Origin of the sequence: Frankia sp. R82 (assembly GCF_023716925.1) — a bacterium.
GTDB lineage: Bacteria > Actinomycetota > Actinomycetes > Frankiales > Frankiaceae > Frankia.
In genome coordinates this window covers 1-17,205 of the sequence record NZ_JAMQQG010000095.1, presented here as the reverse complement: position 1 = coordinate 17,205, position 17,205 = coordinate 1, and the positions used below count along the sequence as shown (strand labels likewise).

13 protein-coding genes and 2 pseudogenes are annotated in these 17,205 nt (G+C 68.5%); 8 read left to right on the top strand and 7 right to left on the bottom strand.

The window, feature by feature from the left end; translation table 11 throughout:
* The first annotated feature begins 26 nt into the window (after window positions 1–26).
* Genes ND747_RS15580 through ND747_RS15560 form a run of 5 tightly spaced genes read left to right on the top strand, consistent with a single transcriptional unit; the run spans window position 27 to window position 3,478 of the window.
* Window positions 27–389 (top strand): non-heme iron oxygenase ferredoxin subunit, encoded by a 363-nt coding sequence (locus ND747_RS15580; RefSeq protein ID WP_251734348.1) that lies wholly within the window; start codon window positions 27–29, stop codon window positions 387–389.
* A gap of 8 nt (window positions 390–397) precedes the next feature.
* On the top strand, window positions 398–1,195 hold the full coding sequence (sufC, locus tag ND747_RS15575) for a Fe-S cluster assembly ATPase SufC (RefSeq protein ID WP_251734347.1): 798 nt from the start codon (window positions 398–400) through the stop codon (window positions 1,193–1,195).
* A complete protein-coding gene (locus ND747_RS15570) occupies window positions 1,192–2,505 on the top strand; it encodes a cysteine desulfurase (RefSeq protein WP_251734346.1) in 1,314 nt (437 codons plus the stop codon). Before sufC ends, ND747_RS15570 begins: the two co-directional genes overlap by 4 nt.
* Window positions 2,502–3,026 carry a Fe-S cluster assembly sulfur transfer protein SufU gene (sufU, locus tag ND747_RS15565; protein WP_251734345.1) on the top strand — a complete coding sequence of 175 codons (525 nt, stop codon included), beginning with the start codon at window positions 2,502–2,504 and terminating at the stop codon, window positions 3,024–3,026. The genes ND747_RS15570 and sufU overlap by 4 nt, the downstream gene beginning before the upstream one ends.
* Entirely contained in the window at window positions 3,023–3,478 is a 456-nt protein-coding gene (locus ND747_RS15560) for a metal-sulfur cluster assembly factor (RefSeq protein ID WP_251734344.1), read from the top strand. The genes sufU and ND747_RS15560 overlap by 4 nt, the downstream gene beginning before the upstream one ends.
* Window positions 3,479–3,758: 280 nt before the next feature.
* On the opposite strand, the gene ND747_RS15555 is transcribed toward ND747_RS15560, so the two are convergent.
* The 5 genes and pseudogenes from ND747_RS15555 to ND747_RS15535 all read right to left on the bottom strand — a co-directional run bounded on the left by ND747_RS15555 (window position 3,759) and on the right by ND747_RS15535 (window position 10,089).
* Window positions 3,759–7,490, bottom strand: a complete 3,732-nt coding sequence (locus ND747_RS15555) for an ATP-dependent RecD-like DNA helicase (RefSeq protein ID WP_251734343.1) — start codon at window positions 7,488–7,490, stop codon at window positions 3,759–3,761.
* Window positions 7,491–7,891: 401 nt separating this feature from the next.
* Window positions 7,892–8,274 (bottom strand): annotated as a pseudogene (locus ND747_RS30135) (type I restriction enzyme endonuclease domain-containing protein); the annotation flags it as partial.
* Window positions 8,275–8,426: 152 nt separating this feature from the next.
* The gene (locus ND747_RS15545) at window positions 8,427–8,777 is read right to left on the bottom strand and encodes a hypothetical protein (RefSeq protein WP_251734341.1); all 351 of its coding nucleotides are present in this window, start codon (window positions 8,775–8,777) and stop codon (window positions 8,427–8,429) included.
* 336 nt (window positions 8,778–9,113) lie between these two features.
* Window positions 9,114–9,668: a DUF6036 family nucleotidyltransferase gene (locus tag ND747_RS15540; protein WP_251734340.1), complete on the bottom strand. Its 555-nt coding sequence runs from the start codon at window positions 9,666–9,668 to the stop codon at window positions 9,114–9,116.
* A gap of 1 nt (window position 9,669) precedes the next feature.
* Window positions 9,670–10,089 carry a hypothetical protein gene (locus tag ND747_RS15535; protein ID WP_251734339.1) on the bottom strand — a complete coding sequence of 140 codons (420 nt, stop codon included), beginning with the start codon at window positions 10,087–10,089 and terminating at the stop codon, window positions 9,670–9,672.
* Window positions 10,090–11,100: 1,011 nt separating this feature from the next.
* On the opposite strand from ND747_RS15535, the gene ND747_RS15530 reads away from it, so the two are divergent.
* Together ND747_RS15530 and ND747_RS15525 are read left to right on the top strand one after the other, a co-directional pair.
* Window positions 11,101–12,678 carry an AAA family ATPase gene (locus ND747_RS15530; RefSeq protein WP_251734338.1) on the top strand — a complete coding sequence of 526 codons (1,578 nt, stop codon included), beginning with the start codon at window positions 11,101–11,103 and terminating at the stop codon, window positions 12,676–12,678.
* 482 nt (window positions 12,679–13,160) lie between these two features.
* The gene (locus tag ND747_RS15525; RefSeq protein ID WP_251734337.1) at window positions 13,161–14,375 is read left to right on the top strand and encodes an alcohol dehydrogenase catalytic domain-containing protein; all 1,215 of its coding nucleotides are present in this window, start codon (window positions 13,161–13,163) and stop codon (window positions 14,373–14,375) included.
* A 29-nt stretch (window positions 14,376–14,404) separates the two neighbouring features.
* Here ND747_RS15525 and ND747_RS15520 read toward each other — a convergent pair whose 3' ends face one another.
* A complete protein-coding gene (locus tag ND747_RS15520; RefSeq protein WP_251734336.1) occupies window positions 14,405–15,016 on the bottom strand; it encodes a class I SAM-dependent methyltransferase in 612 nt (203 codons plus the stop codon).
* 614 nt (window positions 15,017–15,630) lie between these two features.
* Between ND747_RS15520 and ND747_RS15510 the strand changes: the two genes are divergently transcribed.
* The gene (locus ND747_RS15510) at window positions 15,631–16,932 is read left to right on the top strand and encodes a diacylglycerol kinase family protein (protein WP_251734335.1); all 1,302 of its coding nucleotides are present in this window, start codon (window positions 15,631–15,633) and stop codon (window positions 16,930–16,932) included.
* A 3-nt stretch (window positions 16,933–16,935) separates the two neighbouring features.
* On the opposite strand, the pseudogene ND747_RS15505 reads toward ND747_RS15510, so the two are convergent.
* Window positions 16,936–17,205: pseudogene (locus ND747_RS15505) on the bottom strand (hypothetical protein); the annotation flags it as partial.

The window sequence follows — 17,205 nt, the reverse complement described above, 5'->3', positions numbered from 1 at the left end:
GCGGGGGGCGTCGCCGGGGCGGGCGCGTGAGCGCGCCACCCGCCGGCACCTCGGCTGCGCCCGGGCGCCACCGGGTCTGCTCGCTTGCGGACCTGGCCGACGACACCGCGCTCGGCGTCGAGATCGACGGCGTGCCGGTGTGCGTCGTGCGCACCGGCGGCACCGTGTACGCGCTGCGCGACGAGTGCTCGCACGCCGACGTCCAGCTGTCCGCCGGTGAGGTCGAAGACGGCAAGATCGAGTGTTGGCTGCACGGGTCCCAGTTCGAGCTGGCCACCGGCCGGCCGCTGAGCCTGCCGGCGATCGACCCGGTGCCCACCTACCCAGTGACCATCGACGGTGACGACGTGCTCGTCGCCGTTGCACAGACGAGCCCGGAACGAGGGTGACGACCGCGGTGTCGACCTTGGAGATTCGTAACCTGCACGTCTCGGTGGAGACCGAGGAAGGTCCGCGCGAGATCCTGCGCGGGGTCGACCTGACCGTCCGCAAGGGCGAGACCCACGCGATCATGGGACCGAACGGGTCGGGCAAGTCGACCCTGTCCTACTCGATCGCGGGCCACCCGAAGTACACCGTGACCGACGGCAGCATCACGCTTGACGGTGAGGACGTCCTCACCATGGGCGTCGACGCCCGTGCCCGCGCCGGGATCTTCCTGGCGATGCAGTACCCGGTGGAGATCCCCGGGGTGTCGGTGTCGAACTTCCTGCGCTCCTCGGCCACGGCCGTGCGCGGGGAGGCACCGAAGCTGCGTACCTGGGTCAAGGAGGTCAAGGCCTCCATGGAAGCCCTGGAGATGGACCCGGCGTTCGCCGAGCGCGGCGTCAACGAGGGCTTCTCCGGCGGTGAGAAGAAGCGCCACGAGATCCTGCAGATGGCGCTGCTCAAGCCGAAGATCGCCGTGCTCGACGAGACCGACTCCGGCCTCGACGTCGACGCGCTGCGCATCGTGTCCGGTGGCATCGAGGCCGTGCGCGCGAAGGGGGAGACGGGCATCCTGCTCATCACCCACTACACGCGCATCCTGCGCTACATCAAGCCCGAGTTCGTCCACGTGATGACCGCCGGCCGCATCGTCGACTCGGGCGGCCCGGAACTCGCCGCCGTGCTCGAGGACGGGGGCTACGACCGCTACGTCAAGGGTGGCGGCGCTGCCATCGTGACACCGGCGGGGGCTGGAGCGGCGTCATGACCGTCACCGAGCCGCACCCGGCCGCACTGGCCAGCGGCTACGACGTCGAGCAGGTGCGCAAGGACTTCCCGATCCTGTCGCGCACCGTGCACGACAACCTGCCGCTGGTCTACCTCGACAGCGCCGCCACCTCGCAGAAGCCGCTGGCCGTCCTCGACGCCGAGCGGACCTACTACGAGCGGCACAACGCCAACGTGCACCGCGGCATCCACGTGCTGGCCGAGGAGGCCACCGCGCTGTACGAGGCGACCCGCGACAAGGTCGCCGCGTTCATCGGCGCCACCGACCGCCGCGAGGTCGTGTTCACCAAGAACTCGACCGAGGCGCTCAACCTGGTCGCCTACGCGATGAGCAACGCCGAGACCACCGGTGCCGAGGCCGCCCGCTTCCGGGTCGGCTCCGGCGACGAGATCGTCATCACCGAGATGGAGCACCACTCCAACCTGGTGCCCTGGCAGATGCTCGCCCGGCGCACCGGCGCCACGCTGCGCTGGATCGGCCTGACCGACGACGGTCGCCTCGACCTGGCCAACCTCGACAGCATCATCAACGACCGCACCAAGGTCGTCTCGATGGTGCACCAGTCGAACATCCTCGGCACGCTCAACCCGGTCGAGCGCATCGTCGCCCGGGCCCGCGAGGTCGGCGCGCTGACCGTGCTCGACGGCTCCCAGTCGGTGCCGCACCTGCCGGTGGACGTCACCACCCTCGGCGTGGACTTCCTCGCCTTCACCGGCCACAAGATGTGCGGGCCGACCGGTGTCGGGGTGCTGTGGGGCCGCCTCGAGCTGCTCGAGGTCATGCCGCCGTTCCTCGGCGGCGGCGAGATGATCGAGGTCGTGACGATGGAGGGGTCCACCTACGCCCCGCCGCCGCACCGCTTCGAGGCCGGCACCCCGATGATCAGCCAGGTCGTCGGGCTCGGCGCCGCCGTCGACTACCTGAGCGCACTCGGCATGCCGGCGATCGCCGCCCACGAGCACGCGATCACCGCCTACGCCCTGGACGCCCTGGCGAGCGTGCCCGGCCTGCGGATCATCGGCCCGCCGACCGCCGAGGCGCGCGGTGGGGCGATCTCGTTCGTCCTCACCGACGACACCGGGCGCAACATCCACCCGCACGACGTCGGCCAGCTGCTCGACGAGCGTGGCATCGCGGTGCGGGTCGGCCACCACTGCGCGCGGCCGGTCTGCCTGCGCTACGGCATTCCCGCGACGACCCGGGCCTCCTTCCACCTGTACTCGACGACCGCTGAGGTCGACGCGCTGGTGGAAGGTCTGCACGGGGTCCGGAGGTTCTTCTCGACGTGAACCTTGACTCCATGTACCAGGAGATCATCCTGGACCACTACCGCAACCCGCTGCACCGCGGGCTGCGCGACCCGTTCGACGCCGAGGTCCACCACGTCAACCCCACCTGCGGGGACGAGGTCACCCTGCGGGTGAAGGTGGTCGACGGCGTGGTCGAGGACGTCTCATACGAGAGCGAGGGCTGTTCGATCAGCCAGGCCTCGGCGAGCGTGATGAGCGACCTGGTGATCGGCAAGAAGGTCGACGACGCGCTGGAACTCGAACGCGAGTTCCTGGCGCTGATGCAGTCGCGCGGCACCGCCGAGGGTGACGAGGACCGGCTCGAGGACGCGGTCGCGTTCGCCGGCGTCTCCAAGTACCCCGCCCGGGTCAAGTGCGCCCTGCTGTCCTGGATGGCCTGGAAGGACGCCACCGCCAAGGCCGTCGATCCCGCGGCGGCCGCGGCGGCGGCAGCGGCCGTGTCGGCCACGGCACCGGCGACCCCCGCCGCCCTCGACGTACCCGAGCAGGAGAAGCCATGACCGAAGCGGTGACCGAAACCTCCACCCAGGACGCGGCGGCCGAGGCCGGCACGGTTGCCACCGAGGCCGCCACCCCGGCCGAGGCCGAGCAGCACGGCACCATCGCCGAGCGGGCGGCGGCCCTGGACCTCGCCGAGTTCGCCGACATCGAGGAGGCGATGCGCGACGTCGTCGACCCCGAGCTCGGCATCAACGTCGTCGACCTCGGCCTCGTCTACGGCATCCATGTCGCCGACGACAACACCGTCACCCTCGACATGACGCTCACCTCGGCGGCCTGCCCGCTGACCGACGTCATCGAGGACCAGACCCGTTCGGCCCTCGTCGACGGCCCCGACGGCGGCCTCGCCGCCGACGTGAAGATCAACTGGGTCTGGATGCCCCCGTGGGGCCCCGACAAGATCACCGACGACGGCCGAGACCAGCTCCGCGCCCTCGGCTTCAACGTCTGACCCGCACCACCGCTTGACCGCACCACCATCTGGCTCGCCACCGGTCTGGCCGAGGTCACCTTCGGCCAGACCGGGCGCCGGTCAGTGTTGTGCCTGAATGCCCTCTCGGCGGCATGTCTGACGTCGAAACTCCCGCAGAGAGGGTACGTCCGGCATCCGTTGTCCGATCGGCCGCGTGCGGACGTAGTCGGACGAACTGGATCGATTCGTGAGCTGTATGCGGTGAGTACTCGAGCATGCGGCCATCGGGTTGACCGCATCCGCAGTCCCGTCCGAAAAATTACGGTTGTCTTCCGGCGGCCCTCCTGATGACTCTTCTCGGGGTCGCGACTCCGATGACCTGCCTGGCCATTTCGGCCCACGCGGGCTGGTCGACTCCGCCGCGGTCATCGGTCCACACGAGGACACCGCGCGAGCCGTCGGCATCGGGTTCATCGTAGGGACGGAGCCCGTTGGCGACGTACCACGCTTTCTTCGCCGCCCAGTCGGCGGCGTACCTGGGGTTGTTCATCATTCCCAGGTGCTCCCAGATGAGCTCGTCGCCGGAGGCTGTTTCGATGGTGAAGTCGGGGTACTTGGTGACCCCATCGATGGTCAGGGGCTGCTCGTAGGACCACCGATCCGGAACGATCTCGTCCAGTATCGAGGCGATGATGACCTCATTCTTGCTGCGCACGAGCACGCCGCCCGGGGCCACATGGATCAGGTTGCCGTCGAATCGGCGCATGCCGTCGCCGACGGTGAGCTCGCGCGGCGCTGGTCTGCGGAAGAGGTCGGTCATGCGGCGCGCGGTTTCCGAAAGCGCTGGTGACGCCAGCGCGAACAGATCGTCCGCCGTGCCCTCGTGCAGGATCACGAGCTTCTTCGTGTGCCGAGTCAGCGCGGTGTAGAGCAACTCCCGGCTCACGGCAACACGCGCCGGCAGGACCAGGAAGGTGACCCCGAACTCGGAGCCCTGCGACTTGTGGACCGTCACCGCCCAAGCGAGTTCCAGCCACGGGTCCTCCGACGAGGACTGCAGATAACCATATGTCGCCCCGATCTGCGAGGAGAACTCGACGTTGGCGTACTTGGGCGACGTGCTCGCCCGGCCGACCACCACGCCGATCTCACCATTCGCGATGTAGTCGAGTCCAGCACCGTCGGGCCAGGCCTTGGCCCTACTGTTGTTGCGGGTCTGCATGACCTTGTCACCGAGTACGATCTGTTCGGGTCCAAGCGGCTTCGGGGGCCGATATCCGTACCGTTTCTGCGCCCATTCCAAGTCTCCGACCCGGTACTTTTGTTTGAGTAGTCGGTTGAGCTCCGTGGTTCCGAAAACACGCGAACGCGTTGGTGACAGAATCTGCCATTCCTCGCAGCGATCACCCGCTCCATGGGGGCCGCGGGGCCAATCGATCCACTTCCCGTCCGACGAGACCCGCCCACCATAGGTGAGCTTGAAATCATTCTCCGGCGCTGTGGCATCGATAAGACCGAGTTCGTCCTCGATTGCAGCCAGGAGGGTCGCGGCGATGCCAGTATCGCCCCACTGCCGGTAGGCCAGGGTGTCGGACGGCGTCCCGAGGCGGATCTGATGCCAGATCTCGTCGGCCGCTCCGGGAAGATCCTCACCGCCAAACCAGCGCGCAAGCGCCAGATCGTGCCGCTCGCCGTCCTCGCTCTTCTGACGTCGGAACACCGTGAGCTCCACATAGCCCGGCGCAACCTTCACCGGATCGGTGAACCCATCGGGCTTGAGCCATTCGACTATATCCACGAAGGGGCGACCGGCACCGATTGGCGGCAGCTGCCGGTGATCACCTACCAGGATGAGCCGTTTCACACCCTGCAGCGCGCTCAGTGTAGCGGCCAGCATCTCCTCGGTCAGCATCGACGCCTCGTCGATCACGACGAGGCCGAAACGGGAGCGCTTCGACTTGCCCACGGTCAGGTACCGCCCGGTGCCGGGATCGTAGCCGCTCTTCTTGACGAGGAAGCTCGCGAGGGTCTGCGCCTCGTGATCGACCTTGGTCTGTAGCTGGACCCGAGCCTTGCCGGTGGGCGCGAGTAGCAGGATCCCGTCCTGAGCGATCTCGGGACGTGCGACCAGCGTCTTGAGCAGAGACGTCTTGCCCGTGCCCGCTGGGCCTACCAGGACCGAGAGCCGCGCGGCGAAGAGTTCGCCAAGCCCAGTCGCCTTCTCGACGCGGGCCAGTTCCTCCTCTGCGTCCGAAGGGTCCGCCGCGCCGAAAGCGGCATCGATGGACGCGCGAGGATCGAAGGGAACGTCGAAGCGACGGGCCTTGCGCCGTGCCTGCATGGCGTCGGAAATATCCAGACCGACCTCGTGGAGGTGCAACAGCTTGTACGCGGGCAGCCTGCCCTCGAGCTCGGCCGCCACCAGCGGCGTCCACCGCTGGTAGTCGGCGAGCTGTGCCGGGTCGAGCTTGTGCGCCACCAGCAGCGAGCGTGAGATCGGACATGGCCGGGTCAGCGGGATGGCCGCTGCGGCGGTCAGCACCTGCGGCTCGCTCACGAGCGTGTCGCCTTCCTCGGCGAGTCGCTCCAGGACCTCAACGATCAGCGCTTCGAGCCGTCGTGGGTCTCCGGGGTCGTCCAGGCCAATCAGGGTGTCGACCAGCTCGACCCACGGGACGTGCTCGGCCGGAAAGCAGGCCTGATCGACGGTGACCAGCGCGATCGGGTGACGCGACCGGTATGTACAGGTGGCAGCGCAGTACGGATTCTCCACCAGATCCGCCGCGGAGATCTGCCAGGTGGAGCGCCCATCCATCAGATCGGCGACCTGCTCACGGTCGACGTCCATCGCGGAGACGATCATCAGCGCGGTCTGTTCGTCGGCCGACAGTCCCCGCCAGGTGAGCCCGATGGATGCCGGGAGGCGGAGCTCCGCGCCCAAGGGGTCGCGCCGGTCGAGTGCCCGCTCGACCAGGCCCCATGGGTCCTGGTTCCAGTCAGGCTCGTCGATCAGCCGTCGCACGACCCGGTGAGCGGACTCAACACCGAGATATCCAAGCACAGCTGCGAGGCCCGGAGCCGGGCCTCGCAGCTGCCACAACCGCTCGATCTGCCGATCGGCCCACACCACGGCAGCGGGAGATACCGCAATGCCAAGCGCGGTCATACCGTCGGCGGCGGCCCGCAGAGAGTTGAGCGCGGCAATCGCGGTGTCGTCGGAGACGTGCTCGGTGACGTAGGAGAACTCCGCGGTTGCGTCATCGGGGGCCCATGCCAAAGCGCCGCTCACATCCTTTCCGGCCTCCAACAGCGGGATCAGCGCCTGATAAGGCAGCAGGATCCCGTTCTTCTGGTCGGCGCGAAGGCTGTGGCTGACGAGCGTCTCCCACATGGCGGAGTCAAAGGGCTGTCGGCCCGACTGGTTCCACATCGGTGGGGCGGTCACGGCCGTCACTGTGGCGGCACCAACGAGCAGCCGCCGGGCCGATTCCTCCTGCAGGGGTGAGTGCTTGAGATAGATCAGGACCAGGCTCTCGCCGGCGACGACATTCTCGAAGAAGCGGTCCATGAGGGCCCGCTGATTGCGCCCATCCATCACCCACCCTGGGGTGAACCCCAGCAGTTTGCGGACGGAGTCCTCACGCTCAGGACGATACTCGTCGGCGTCCTGCCAGAGTTCGGTATCGACGGTCTCGCGACTTAGCCAGCGGAAAGGTACCGCCTCGAAAGAGTACGGTGGCACCGAGACCTTTGTCGGTTCGAGGTGTCCACTCAGAGCCCTGTTGAACCGGTACGGGTGCTCTTTTTTCAAGACATACCCGTGAGAGGACATGAAGGTGCCGCGCTCCGACAGGCACGGCAGCCGGTCGTACTGATGAAGATCGGTGAATGACCTGCCTGCGACGCCTGTCTCCCAGTCATCTCGCCGTCTGCCGCCAATGTTCGTGAGCAGCAGACATGAGCTGTTGTCGAGGGGGCTGTCGCAGACCTTGTCGTCCCACGGTCGGTCTCGCCATGGGACTCGCATGGAAATGTGCTGGACGATGGTCAAGGTCGCTGTCCCCAATCAACTAGCAATATCTTCGATTCATATTGGTCGGCGACGGCCGAGACCGATCTCGGGGCTGTCGAAGCAGAACTCCCACCCTTGACCTCCGAGGTGAAGAACGCCGACGCGACAACAGTGAGCGGAACTCTGCGTCTGTTGTGCGAGTGTCAGCGAGTCCGCCGGTCCTTGTGTGGAAGGACCGTCTCGCTTCCACCCGCCCACCTTGTCCCACAAGCCGGGCACTTGACGTACCAGTCGTCGCCTGGCGCACTGAAATCCAGGTGACCGCGCTGCCCGGTTCCCGGGCAATTTTCTGTCGAATCGGTGTCACGAGTATTCATTCGCAATCCCTTCTGAAGGTGGAGTGCGTCGGCCTAGGGTGGGAAATTTACATCGGGCAGGCGTCACTTGGCTTGCGCCACGTATCTGGGCGCCATGGCTTCCATCTGCCCGATCACTAGCCGGACAGCTTCGGGCTGCTTTTCGGGCGGATACTTGTACTTCACGAGCAGCCGCTTGACGGACTGCGTGCACGTCGTCCCGAACTGTCCAGTCAGTCTTGACGTCGCGACGCATAACCCCCCACCAGCTCGCGTGCGATCTGGGCCAGTACGTCGTCGCCCTGGACCTGGACAACCGACTCGTTGATACTAACCATATCGTAGAACGCCAGCTCGTCGTGGGACAAGGGTGGGCTGAAGCGCTGGCCGCGGCCGCCCTCTGCGGCGACTTCCTTAGCCAGTTCGATGAGCTCGGCGATCATTTCGGCCGCGGTGAGCTGGGCATTGCCGCAGGTTTCGGCGACGACTGCACCGACACCAGCACGACCACGGATCACTTGCCTCGCTGCAAGAAGGGTGACGGTGTGCTGAGCGCGAACGATGGCGCCGCTCGAGTCGTCATCGAGATGACCGACTCGGCCCGCGCAGGCTGGACCGACTACTTCGGCGAGGCGGAGCGCGACCGGGACGTCGTTGCATCGCTCAGCATCGCTCGCGTCTGCACCACATCGACCAGAACGGCGGCCAGCGGCTCGTTCGGGCCTTCGACCCAGATAGCGACGCACCAGACCTCCTGCGCACCGTGGTCATGCTCCTGCGGGCAACCGCCACCACGACAGCGAGCGGCGAGGGCGTACACCAGATAGCCATGGCCGAGGAGAAGATTGCTGAAGCACTCAATCTTCTGGTGAAAATCGACTCGGCCAAGAGGCTGTCCGCCGCGATCCAGAGGGCCGCGACAAAGATTGACAGGACAAAGATTGACAGTGAGTGCCCTGAACTCGGTCATCCGGCGTCTGCTCGACGAGGCGCTTGTCGCGCTGGCCGGTACCCAGGGAGCTGGCCCGGAACTCGTCAGCATGGCGGAGGCCCACGGCGCTGCGTGACTGCGATGAGGTCGGGCTGCCGTCCAATCACCGTTGGCAGCGCTGCTCGGCCGGCGGGACGCTCACCTCGTACTGTCGCCGCCATTGCCCGGAGCTCCTTCATATCAGCGATCTTCGAGCCTTTGGTGCTGTAGACCCGTGGGCGACCGACGCCGGACCGTCGGATGCCAGGCGGTCGACCGCGGCCGTGATGACGTCAACGCTGGGCGCTCGCCCTGTATTCAGGCCGGACGGAATCGTCAGCGACGGTCTGTGGGGCTGCCGGGGTGGTGGAGAGAGTCGACGACTTCTTCGAGGAGGAACTTAACCTTCGCGTCGATCGGCCGGCCGCCGTAGACCGACTGGACGAGATCGAGTCCTTCGTCGACGGTGGTGTAGCCAAGTGTGCCGTAGAGAAAGGCGATGTCCTCGGCGTCTGTTTCCACACGGGACGCGAACAGCTTCATGGCGAGCAGATATTCGGCCGAAGCAACGTCGACGGTAAGATGATCGGCCTCGAAGTATCGGGTTGCGGCCGGATCCGGACCAGGTAGGAAGCCCTTCACCGCGTCGTTGAGCCAGTCGGCGGGAAGGGCGTGGCGTTCGGCGAGGACGGAGGCGGCGGCTCGGACGACGTCAGTCGGGAGGAAGATCGCATCAAGGTCGCGGGTGGAGCGGGTCGCGTCGTAGGCGAGGGCCAGGGCAGCGCCGCCGACGAGGAACAGGTCGGCTTTGGCACCGCGCCGTCCCAGTTCGTCGTTGAGCTCTTGGAGCAGGCCGGTGATGGAGGCACGGCCGAGACCCGGAGTGGTCATGTCATGCTCGCTGGAGCGCGCCGCGGGTAATGAAGATGCCGCGTTTGCGAAAGGACAGCGGGGACTCGACCAGTGCTCGAGGATGCAGGCCCCGCAAGGCGGTAACGAACCACCAGGGCACGGCTTCGAGGGCGGGATCGCGCACCCAACGGGGGGCAGGCCAGCCGTCACGACGAGCGAGGTGTTCCCCGAGTGCGGCGAACGCCGCGTCCACGCGCCGGTCACCGGATGGCCGCGGCTGGTTCGACCACATTGCCTGCGCCGCTTCCATACCCTGGTGGCGAAGGACGCTGGTGTAGTCGTCGAGGAGCTGGATGACAGCGTGCCGCCAAACGTCCTGGAGCCGGGAATCGACCGAGAGCATGCCAGCCGCGACGGCGGCGGCGTCGTCGGCGGTCTGGAAGGCACGCAACGGGTCCACGATCCCACGGTACGCTGCGGATCATGCCTTCGGTGGGCCGGACGTGCTGGCGGCGCGTGGCCCAGGCGCTTGGACACCAGGGTGATGCCGGCGCCCTCGGGGGCTGGATGCCCGCGTTGCTGTGTCGCAGGCCATGCGCGGTCGCCCTGCGCGGTGCAAGGAATCCGACAGCCGCGCTGCGGCTTCCCCGATGATTCTCATTCATCTGATCAGCGCGGCGGACAGAACGACGTCCTTGTCGAGCTCCTCGCGTGAGGCGGGGAGGTGCGCGCTGATCAATTCTGCATGTTTGACGATATTGCGGAAACGTTCCTCGTCGGACCTCACAGGGCGACGGCCTCGCCTGCCACCGCGACTTCAGCGCCGTCCTCCCGGCCGACGGCGGCCGTCCGGCACTCACCCGGCAGGTCACCGTCCGTCGCGACCGTCCGAGCCGCGCCCAGCCCCCGGCCCCGGCCCCGGCCCCGGCCCCGAAACTCTGCTCCCCCTGCCGCATGGAACTCCCGCTCAACGGCCGGTGCGAGAACTGCCAGTAAAGGTCCACGATCATCGAGCGATACTCTGCGGGTGGAAACAGCGGGTCACGGCACCAGGCGCCGGTATCTCGACGGCCGGCCCGCCTGCTCGTCGCCCGTTGCGGCGCTACCCCAGCGGGCTGATCCCGCACTTTCGGCATCGGCGCGGCGTCCCGGACGGCACCGGCGCGGCGATCTGCTTGCGGTGGCCGTCGACTCGCCTTCGTGTGCGGTTCCGCGGCGAGTTCGGCGAGGAGCGCGTCGAACGGGGCTTCGGCCGGACAGATCACCGACCGACCCGCAGCAAGATCGTCGAAGGCCTCGTCGAGGAGCCACGTGGTCTCAGGATCAGGCTCGTCAACCCGCTCGTGCGGTTCCGGAACCGGATACGGGAGATCGGTCTGAGCGCGGGCTGCGCCGGCCAGATCATCGATCACGCGTAGGGTGGTGCGCGGAGCATGCGCGGTTCCGCTGGCCCGCGGAGGGAGACATCCGCATGGCACGCCGGTTCAACACCGCTGGTCCGTGCGATCCGGTCCGTCACTACATGATCCCGGCGTTGTCACGGCTGCCGGAGGCGCCTGGCCTGGTGGCCCAGGAGGCGTTCTTTGTCGTGCACGCCCCCCGGCAGACGGGCAAGACGACGGCGCTGCGGGCGCTCGCGCACGAGCTGACGGCCCGGGGCCAGTATGCCGCGCTGCACTTCTCCTGCGAGACGGCCGAGGCCGCGGGAGATGACTACGACGCGGCAGCCCGCGACATTCTGTTCCAGATCCGGGTCCGTGCCGAGGACAACCTTCCGGTGGAGCTACGCCCGCCGGCCTGGCCCGCGGCGCCGCAGGGCTCCCAGCTGTCGGCGGCCCTGCGGGCATGGGCCCAGGCCTGCCCGCGGCCACTGGTGCTGTTCTTCGACGAGATCGACGCGATCCGTGGACAGGGTCTCATCAGCGTGCTCCGCCAGCTACGCGCGGGCTTTCCCGACCGACCGCGGGACTTTCCCGCTTCGGTTGTGCTCTGCGGCCTGCGTGATGTCCGGGAGTACAAGGCTCTCGCCGGTGGCGACCCGTCGCGGCTCGGGACGGCCAGCCCGTTCAACGTCAAGGTGAAGTCGCTGCGGCTGGGGGATTTCAGTCCGGATGAGGTGACCGAGCTCTACGGCCAGCACACGGCCGAAACGGGCCAGGAGTTCACGCCGGCAGCACTGGCCCGAGCCTACGAGCTGACAGGTGGCCAGCCCTGGCTGGTGAACGCCCTGGCTCGCGAGGTCGTCGAGGAGATCGCGGTACCAACGTCTGAGGTAATCACGGTAAGGCTTCTGGACGAGGCGAAGGAACGGCTGATCCTGGCCCGGGCCACCCACCTGGACTCGCTCGCGTCGAAGCTCGTCGAGCCCCGGGTACAGCGGATTCTGAGCCCGGTGCTCGCCGGTGGCTCGCTGCCGCTGGAGCCCTACGACGATGACGTCGCCTATGCGCGCGACCTCGGTCTGATCGCGTCCAGCCCGCCGGTCCGGATCGCGAACCCGATCTACCGGGAGGTGATCGCGCGAGTCCTGTCGAGCAGCATCCAGGAAAGCGTGGCCGCCAACCCGCGCTCGTTCATCCGTCCCGACAACTCGTTCGACTTCCCGAAGGTGCTGGCCGAGTTCGCCGACTGGTGGATGGAGAACGGAGAGTTCCTCACCCGCCGCGGCTACTACGACGAGGCCGCCCCTCAGCTCATCTTCATGGGCTATCTCCAGCGTGTCGTGAACGGCGGTGGCCACGTCGAAAGGGAGTTCGCCGTCGGCTCCGGCCGCATCGACCTGCACGTCCGCTGGCCCTACACCACCCCCGCCGGCGAACAGCACGAGCAGCGCGAGGCCGTCGAGCTCAAGGTCTGGCGCCAGGGCAGGGGCAACCCTCTGAAGGCCGGCCTCACACAGCTCGATCTCTATCTCGACCGCCTCCACCTGTCCACCGGCACCCTCATGATCTTCGACCAGCGCCCCACCGCGCCGCCCATCGACGAGCGCACCACGATCACCACCACGACCAGCCCCGCCGGCCACCCGATAACTCTGGTGAACTGCTGATCATCCGATCGGGCGTCAGTCCGGGTACCGCCTGCCGCCGCGGACAGGTGTGCTCCACGCGCCCCGTGTGCGCCGCGGCGCGGCCACCTGAGCCGGACCGGCGCCCGGCCCACGATGCCCTGATCGCTGCCACTGCTCGGGTTCACAGCCGCACGCCCGTCACCCGCAACGAGTCCGACTTCGCTCCCCTGGCCGTTTCACTCGTCGATCTCCGGACCCATCACCCGTAGCGCCTGTCTCGCCGTTCGTCGCCCGCCGTGACAAGCGCCTTGGCCTGATCTTGGGTTGCTGTATCCGTGGACGGCCCTTATCGATATTTACATTGTGGAGGATCACGGGAAATTCTCCGTAGATCCGGCCGGAAATGGCCAAAAAGAATTCTCTGCTTCGGGTGATCTGGCCCAGGTCGGGTATGGCGTGAGGGACTGTGCCCGTTCGTCCTGGCGGGGCGGGGGATGGACCCGAGGGAGAGGAGACGGCAGATGAAGGCGGTTGTCTATCACGGATCGGCGGATATCCGGCTTGAGGATGTGCCCGAGCCGAAGCTCACCGAGCCGACGGACGCGATCGTCCGCCTGACCAGCAGCGCGGTGTGCGGGACGGATCTGCACATGGTGCGCGGGACGATGCCGGGCATGCGGGAGGGCACGATCCTGGGGCACGAAGGGGTAGGTGTCGTCGAGGAGGTCGGGCCGTATGTCCGTAACCTGCGGCCCGGCGACCGGGTGATCATTCCTTCGACGATCGGCTGTGGGTGCTGCTCCTACTGCCGCGACGGCTACTACTCGCAGTGCGACCACGCCAACCCGCGCGGTTCCCGGGCGGGGGCGGCGTTCTTCGGCGGCCCGGTGGACACCGGCCCGTTCGACGGCCTGCAGGCGGAGTTCGCCCGGGTGCCCTACGCGAACGTCGGGCTGGTGCCGCTGCCGGACTCGGTGTCCGACGATCAGGCGATCATGCTGTCCGACATCTATCCCACCGGGTGGTACGGAGCGAAGCTGGCCGAGGTCACCCCGGGGGACACGGTCGCGGTGTTCGGGGCCGGCCCCGTCGGCCAGTTCGCGGTCCTGTCCGCGTTCCAGCAGGGCGCCGGGCGGGTCATCGCGGTCGACGACATCGTCTCCCGACTGGAGGGCGCCCGTGCGCTGCATGCCGAGATCGTCGACTTCAACGAGGAGGACCCGGTCGCGATCATCCTCGAGATGACCCGGGGCATCGGGGTGGACCGGGTGATCGACGCGGTCGGCGTCGACGCCCAGCGGGCATCGTCCGGGCCGGCGGTGCCGGACGCCGAGGAGACCCGGGCGTTCGAGGCCGAACGGGAGGCCGCCACCGCGGGCGGAGCCCGGCCGGTCGGTGACACCTGGGTGCCCGGCAACGCACCGTCGCAGGCAGCGCACTGGTCGGTGGAGGCGGTGGCCAAGGCCGGCTCGATCGGTGTCGTCGGCCTCTACCCGCCGACCCTGAACGCCTATCCGATCGGGGTGGCACTCAACCGCAACCTGACGATCAAACTCGGCATCTGCGACCACCGCCGGTACATTCCGGAGCTGCTGTCGAAGGTGACGGCGGGAACGGTCGACCCGGCCCAGGTCATCACCCAGCATCAGCCCGTGTCGTCCGCCATCGACGCCTATCTGGCCTTCGACCGCCGCGAGACGGGCTGGACCAAGGTCGTCCTCGATCCCGCCGCCTGAGCCCGCCGCGTGGCGTGGCGTGGCCAGCCTCATTCGGGTTTTGCCGCGCTACCTTCGTAGCCGTAGCCGATGAACTCGGGGCCCACCCGGTAGTGGTCGAGGCGCTGCAGCGTCAGGCCGGCGTTGGTGACCAGCTCGTCGATGGGCCGGTTGAGGTGACAGCCACCGAAGATCCGGCCCCAGGCGGGGGTGAGCCGGTCCTGCCAGCGGGCGACCCGCGCCCGGGGGGAGCGGCCGTGCTCGGTGAAATGCAGCGTGCCCCCGGGGCGCAGGACGCGACGGGCCTCCCGCAGCGCCTGGTCGACGTCGGGGATGGTGCACAACGTCCAGGTGACCAGCACATGGTCGACCGAGGCGTCGGCCAGCTCCAACCGCTGCCCATCGCGTCCGACGACGTCGACGGGCACGGCGGCCGCGGCGATCCGCCGCTGCGCCAGCCGTAGGCCGGTCGCCGCCGGTTCGACCACCAGCAGCCGGCTGACCTGGGCCGGCAGATGCGCCAGGTTGCGACCTGAGCCGAAGCCGATCTCGAGCACGTCCCCGCGCAGCCCGGCGGTCACCCGGGCCCGCTCCGCTTCCACCACCCGCCCAAGCGCGACATCGATGATCCGCGGAAGCATCTGATCCTCGTAGAACCCCATCAACGCTCCTCCGTCGCCCGCCACGCCCTGCGCGGCCCAGCGGGCGGCTCGACGATTCCGAGGCTCACGCTACGACCATGCCGAGGGCTGGAGCCGGCAACAGATGCGGTTCGGGGTCTCCAGAGTCAGGCGACTTTGATGGTCTCGTCACCGAACTTCGCCACGATCTCAACCTCAGCGCCGAGTGCCTCAACCTGACCGCCGGTGCCTCACCATAACTGCGAACAGTGGCGATCCCGGTGTGTTCCAGGTCGGCCCGCTCGATCGCGATCGCGCGGTACCCGGTGTCGGCCGGCGTCGGAGCTGTCGCCGCCGGGAGTGCCAGGACTCCGGGAACCCGTGCACCAGCAGGACCAGCGGCCCATCGCCGTCCTCGACCAGATGTGTCCGTCCGGCCCGGGAGGGCGCCAGCCGATGGGTACCTTCCGTTTTCTTTCCCCATATCGGGTTTGTTTTCCGCTCCTGATCGAGTTGCTGGCTCGGGTCCCGGATGGGACGGTGGGTCGGTCAATGTCAGCACGGGGTGAAGAGGAGATTCTCGGCGCAGCGCGGAGGGATGAGCGATTATGCGTTCCCGGATGGTTCGCCGGCCGGAGCGGGGTGCGGGAGTGCCGGTGTCCTGGTCCCGGCGGGTGGCGGCCTCGGTGGCGTTGCTGGCCTTCGCCGCGGTGGTCGTCGTCCTGATCGCCCGGCTGGTCGACCGGCCGATCGCCCTGCCGGTTTCGGCCGCCGCCGTGACGATCACGTTGATGGCGGCCTGGGCGGCGCTGGTCGGACGGGGGTTGCGCCGCCTGGGCGCGGCCGTGCTGGCGGTCTGCACCCTCGGCGCCCTGATCGCCTTCGCGGGGGTGATCGGACTGGCCACCCTGCTGGTCACCGTGTGCCTGCTCGTCACGTCGGGAATCGCGGCGCGCGGCGCCTTCGGCCGACACCGACCACAGGGGCACCGGGTGGGAGCCGCCCGGCACGGCGTGCTGCTGGTGAACCCGCGTTCCGGTGGTGGCGCGGCCGAGCGCCACCAGCTCGCCCAGGCGGCCGTCCGGCGCGGGATCGAGGTCGTCACCCTCACGGGGCGCGCTGATCTGCGTTCGCTCGCCGAGGACGCCGCCGACCGCGGAGCCGACGTGGTGGGCATGGCGGGTGGCGACGGCTCGCAGGCGGTCGTCGCGGACGTGGCGCGCCGGCGTGGGATGGCGTTCGTCTGCGTTCCGGCCGGTACCCGCAACCATTTCGCCCTTGATCTCGGTCTTGACCGCAGGGATGTGGTGGGGGCGCTCGACGCGTTCGGGCCCGCGGTCGAGCAGCGCGTCGACCTCGGTCAGCTCGGCGACCGGGTGTTCGTCAACAACGTCTCGCTGGGCGTCTACGCCGACATCGTGCAGTCCGAGCGCTACCGGGACGCCAAGGCGGGAACGGCGGCCGCGAGGCTGCCCGACCTGCTGGGGGTGGACCGCGCTGCGCCGGATCTCAGCTTCACCGGCCCGGACGGCCACGCCGGCTCGACCGCGGACGTCCTGCTCGTGTCCAACAACGCCTACCAGCTGCACAGCCTCGGTGGTTTCGGCATCCGGCCCCGGCTCGACAGTGGCCGGCTCGGGGTGGTCACGTTGTGCGTCGATCGCGCCCGTGATCTGCCCGCCCTCGTCGCGCTCGAGTCCATGGGCGCCATCAGTCGGTTCCGTGGTTTCCGCCAGTGGACCAGCCCCACCCTGCGGATCGACTCCGCGCGACCGGTCAGCGTCGGCGTGGACGGGGAGGCGCTGTGCCTGCCGCCACCGCTGGAGCTGCGCTCGCTTCCGGCGGCGGTGCCCGTGCGGATCCCGGTGCACGCACCGGGGGTCCCACCCGCGCGGCCGGGTCTGTGGGGGATGTTCCCCGCCCTGATCCGGATCGCGGCCGGCCGCTCCCCGGCCTGAGCCTCACCCGAGCGGCCCTGGCGTGGCGGTGAGCCCCCCGTCGTCGGAACGTGCGGGCCCGGATTGGGCGGTGCCGGCGGCGGCAAGAACATCCAGCGCGGCCAGGACGACCACGACCACCAGCAGGACGAGGGCGACCGAGGCCGGGGTCGGACAGTTCCACAGCACCAGCGCCAGCACCCCCGCCCCGATGACCACCCCGCTGGTGAGGCGGCGGTGCCCGGCCAGCCAGCGGCCCGCGCCGCCGGTGCGCACACCCGCCCGGGCCGCGGC

Excerpts from the sequence above, each read along its gene's own strand:
- ND747_RS15570 (WP_251734346.1), top strand. The coding sequence starts at position 1,192 with ATGACCGTCACCGAGCCGCACCCGGCCGCACTGGCCAGCGGCTACGAC.
- ND747_RS15560 (WP_251734344.1), top strand. The coding sequence starts at position 3,023 with ATGACCGAAGCGGTGACCGAAACCTCCACCCAGGACGCGGCGGCCGAG.
- ND747_RS15545 (WP_251734341.1), bottom strand. The coding sequence starts at position 8,777 with ATGACCGAGTTCAGGGCACTCACTGTCAATCTTTGTCCTGTCAATCTT.
- ND747_RS15540 (WP_251734340.1), bottom strand. The coding sequence starts at position 9,668 with ATGACCACTCCGGGTCTCGGCCGTGCCTCCATCACCGGCCTGCTCCAA.
- ND747_RS15530 (WP_251734338.1), top strand. The coding sequence starts at position 11,101 with ATGGCACGCCGGTTCAACACCGCTGGTCCGTGCGATCCGGTCCGTCAC.
- ND747_RS15525 (WP_251734337.1), top strand. The coding sequence starts at position 13,161 with ATGAAGGCGGTTGTCTATCACGGATCGGCGGATATCCGGCTTGAGGAT.
- ND747_RS15520 (WP_251734336.1), bottom strand. The coding sequence starts at position 15,016 with ATGGGGTTCTACGAGGATCAGATGCTTCCGCGGATCATCGATGTCGCG.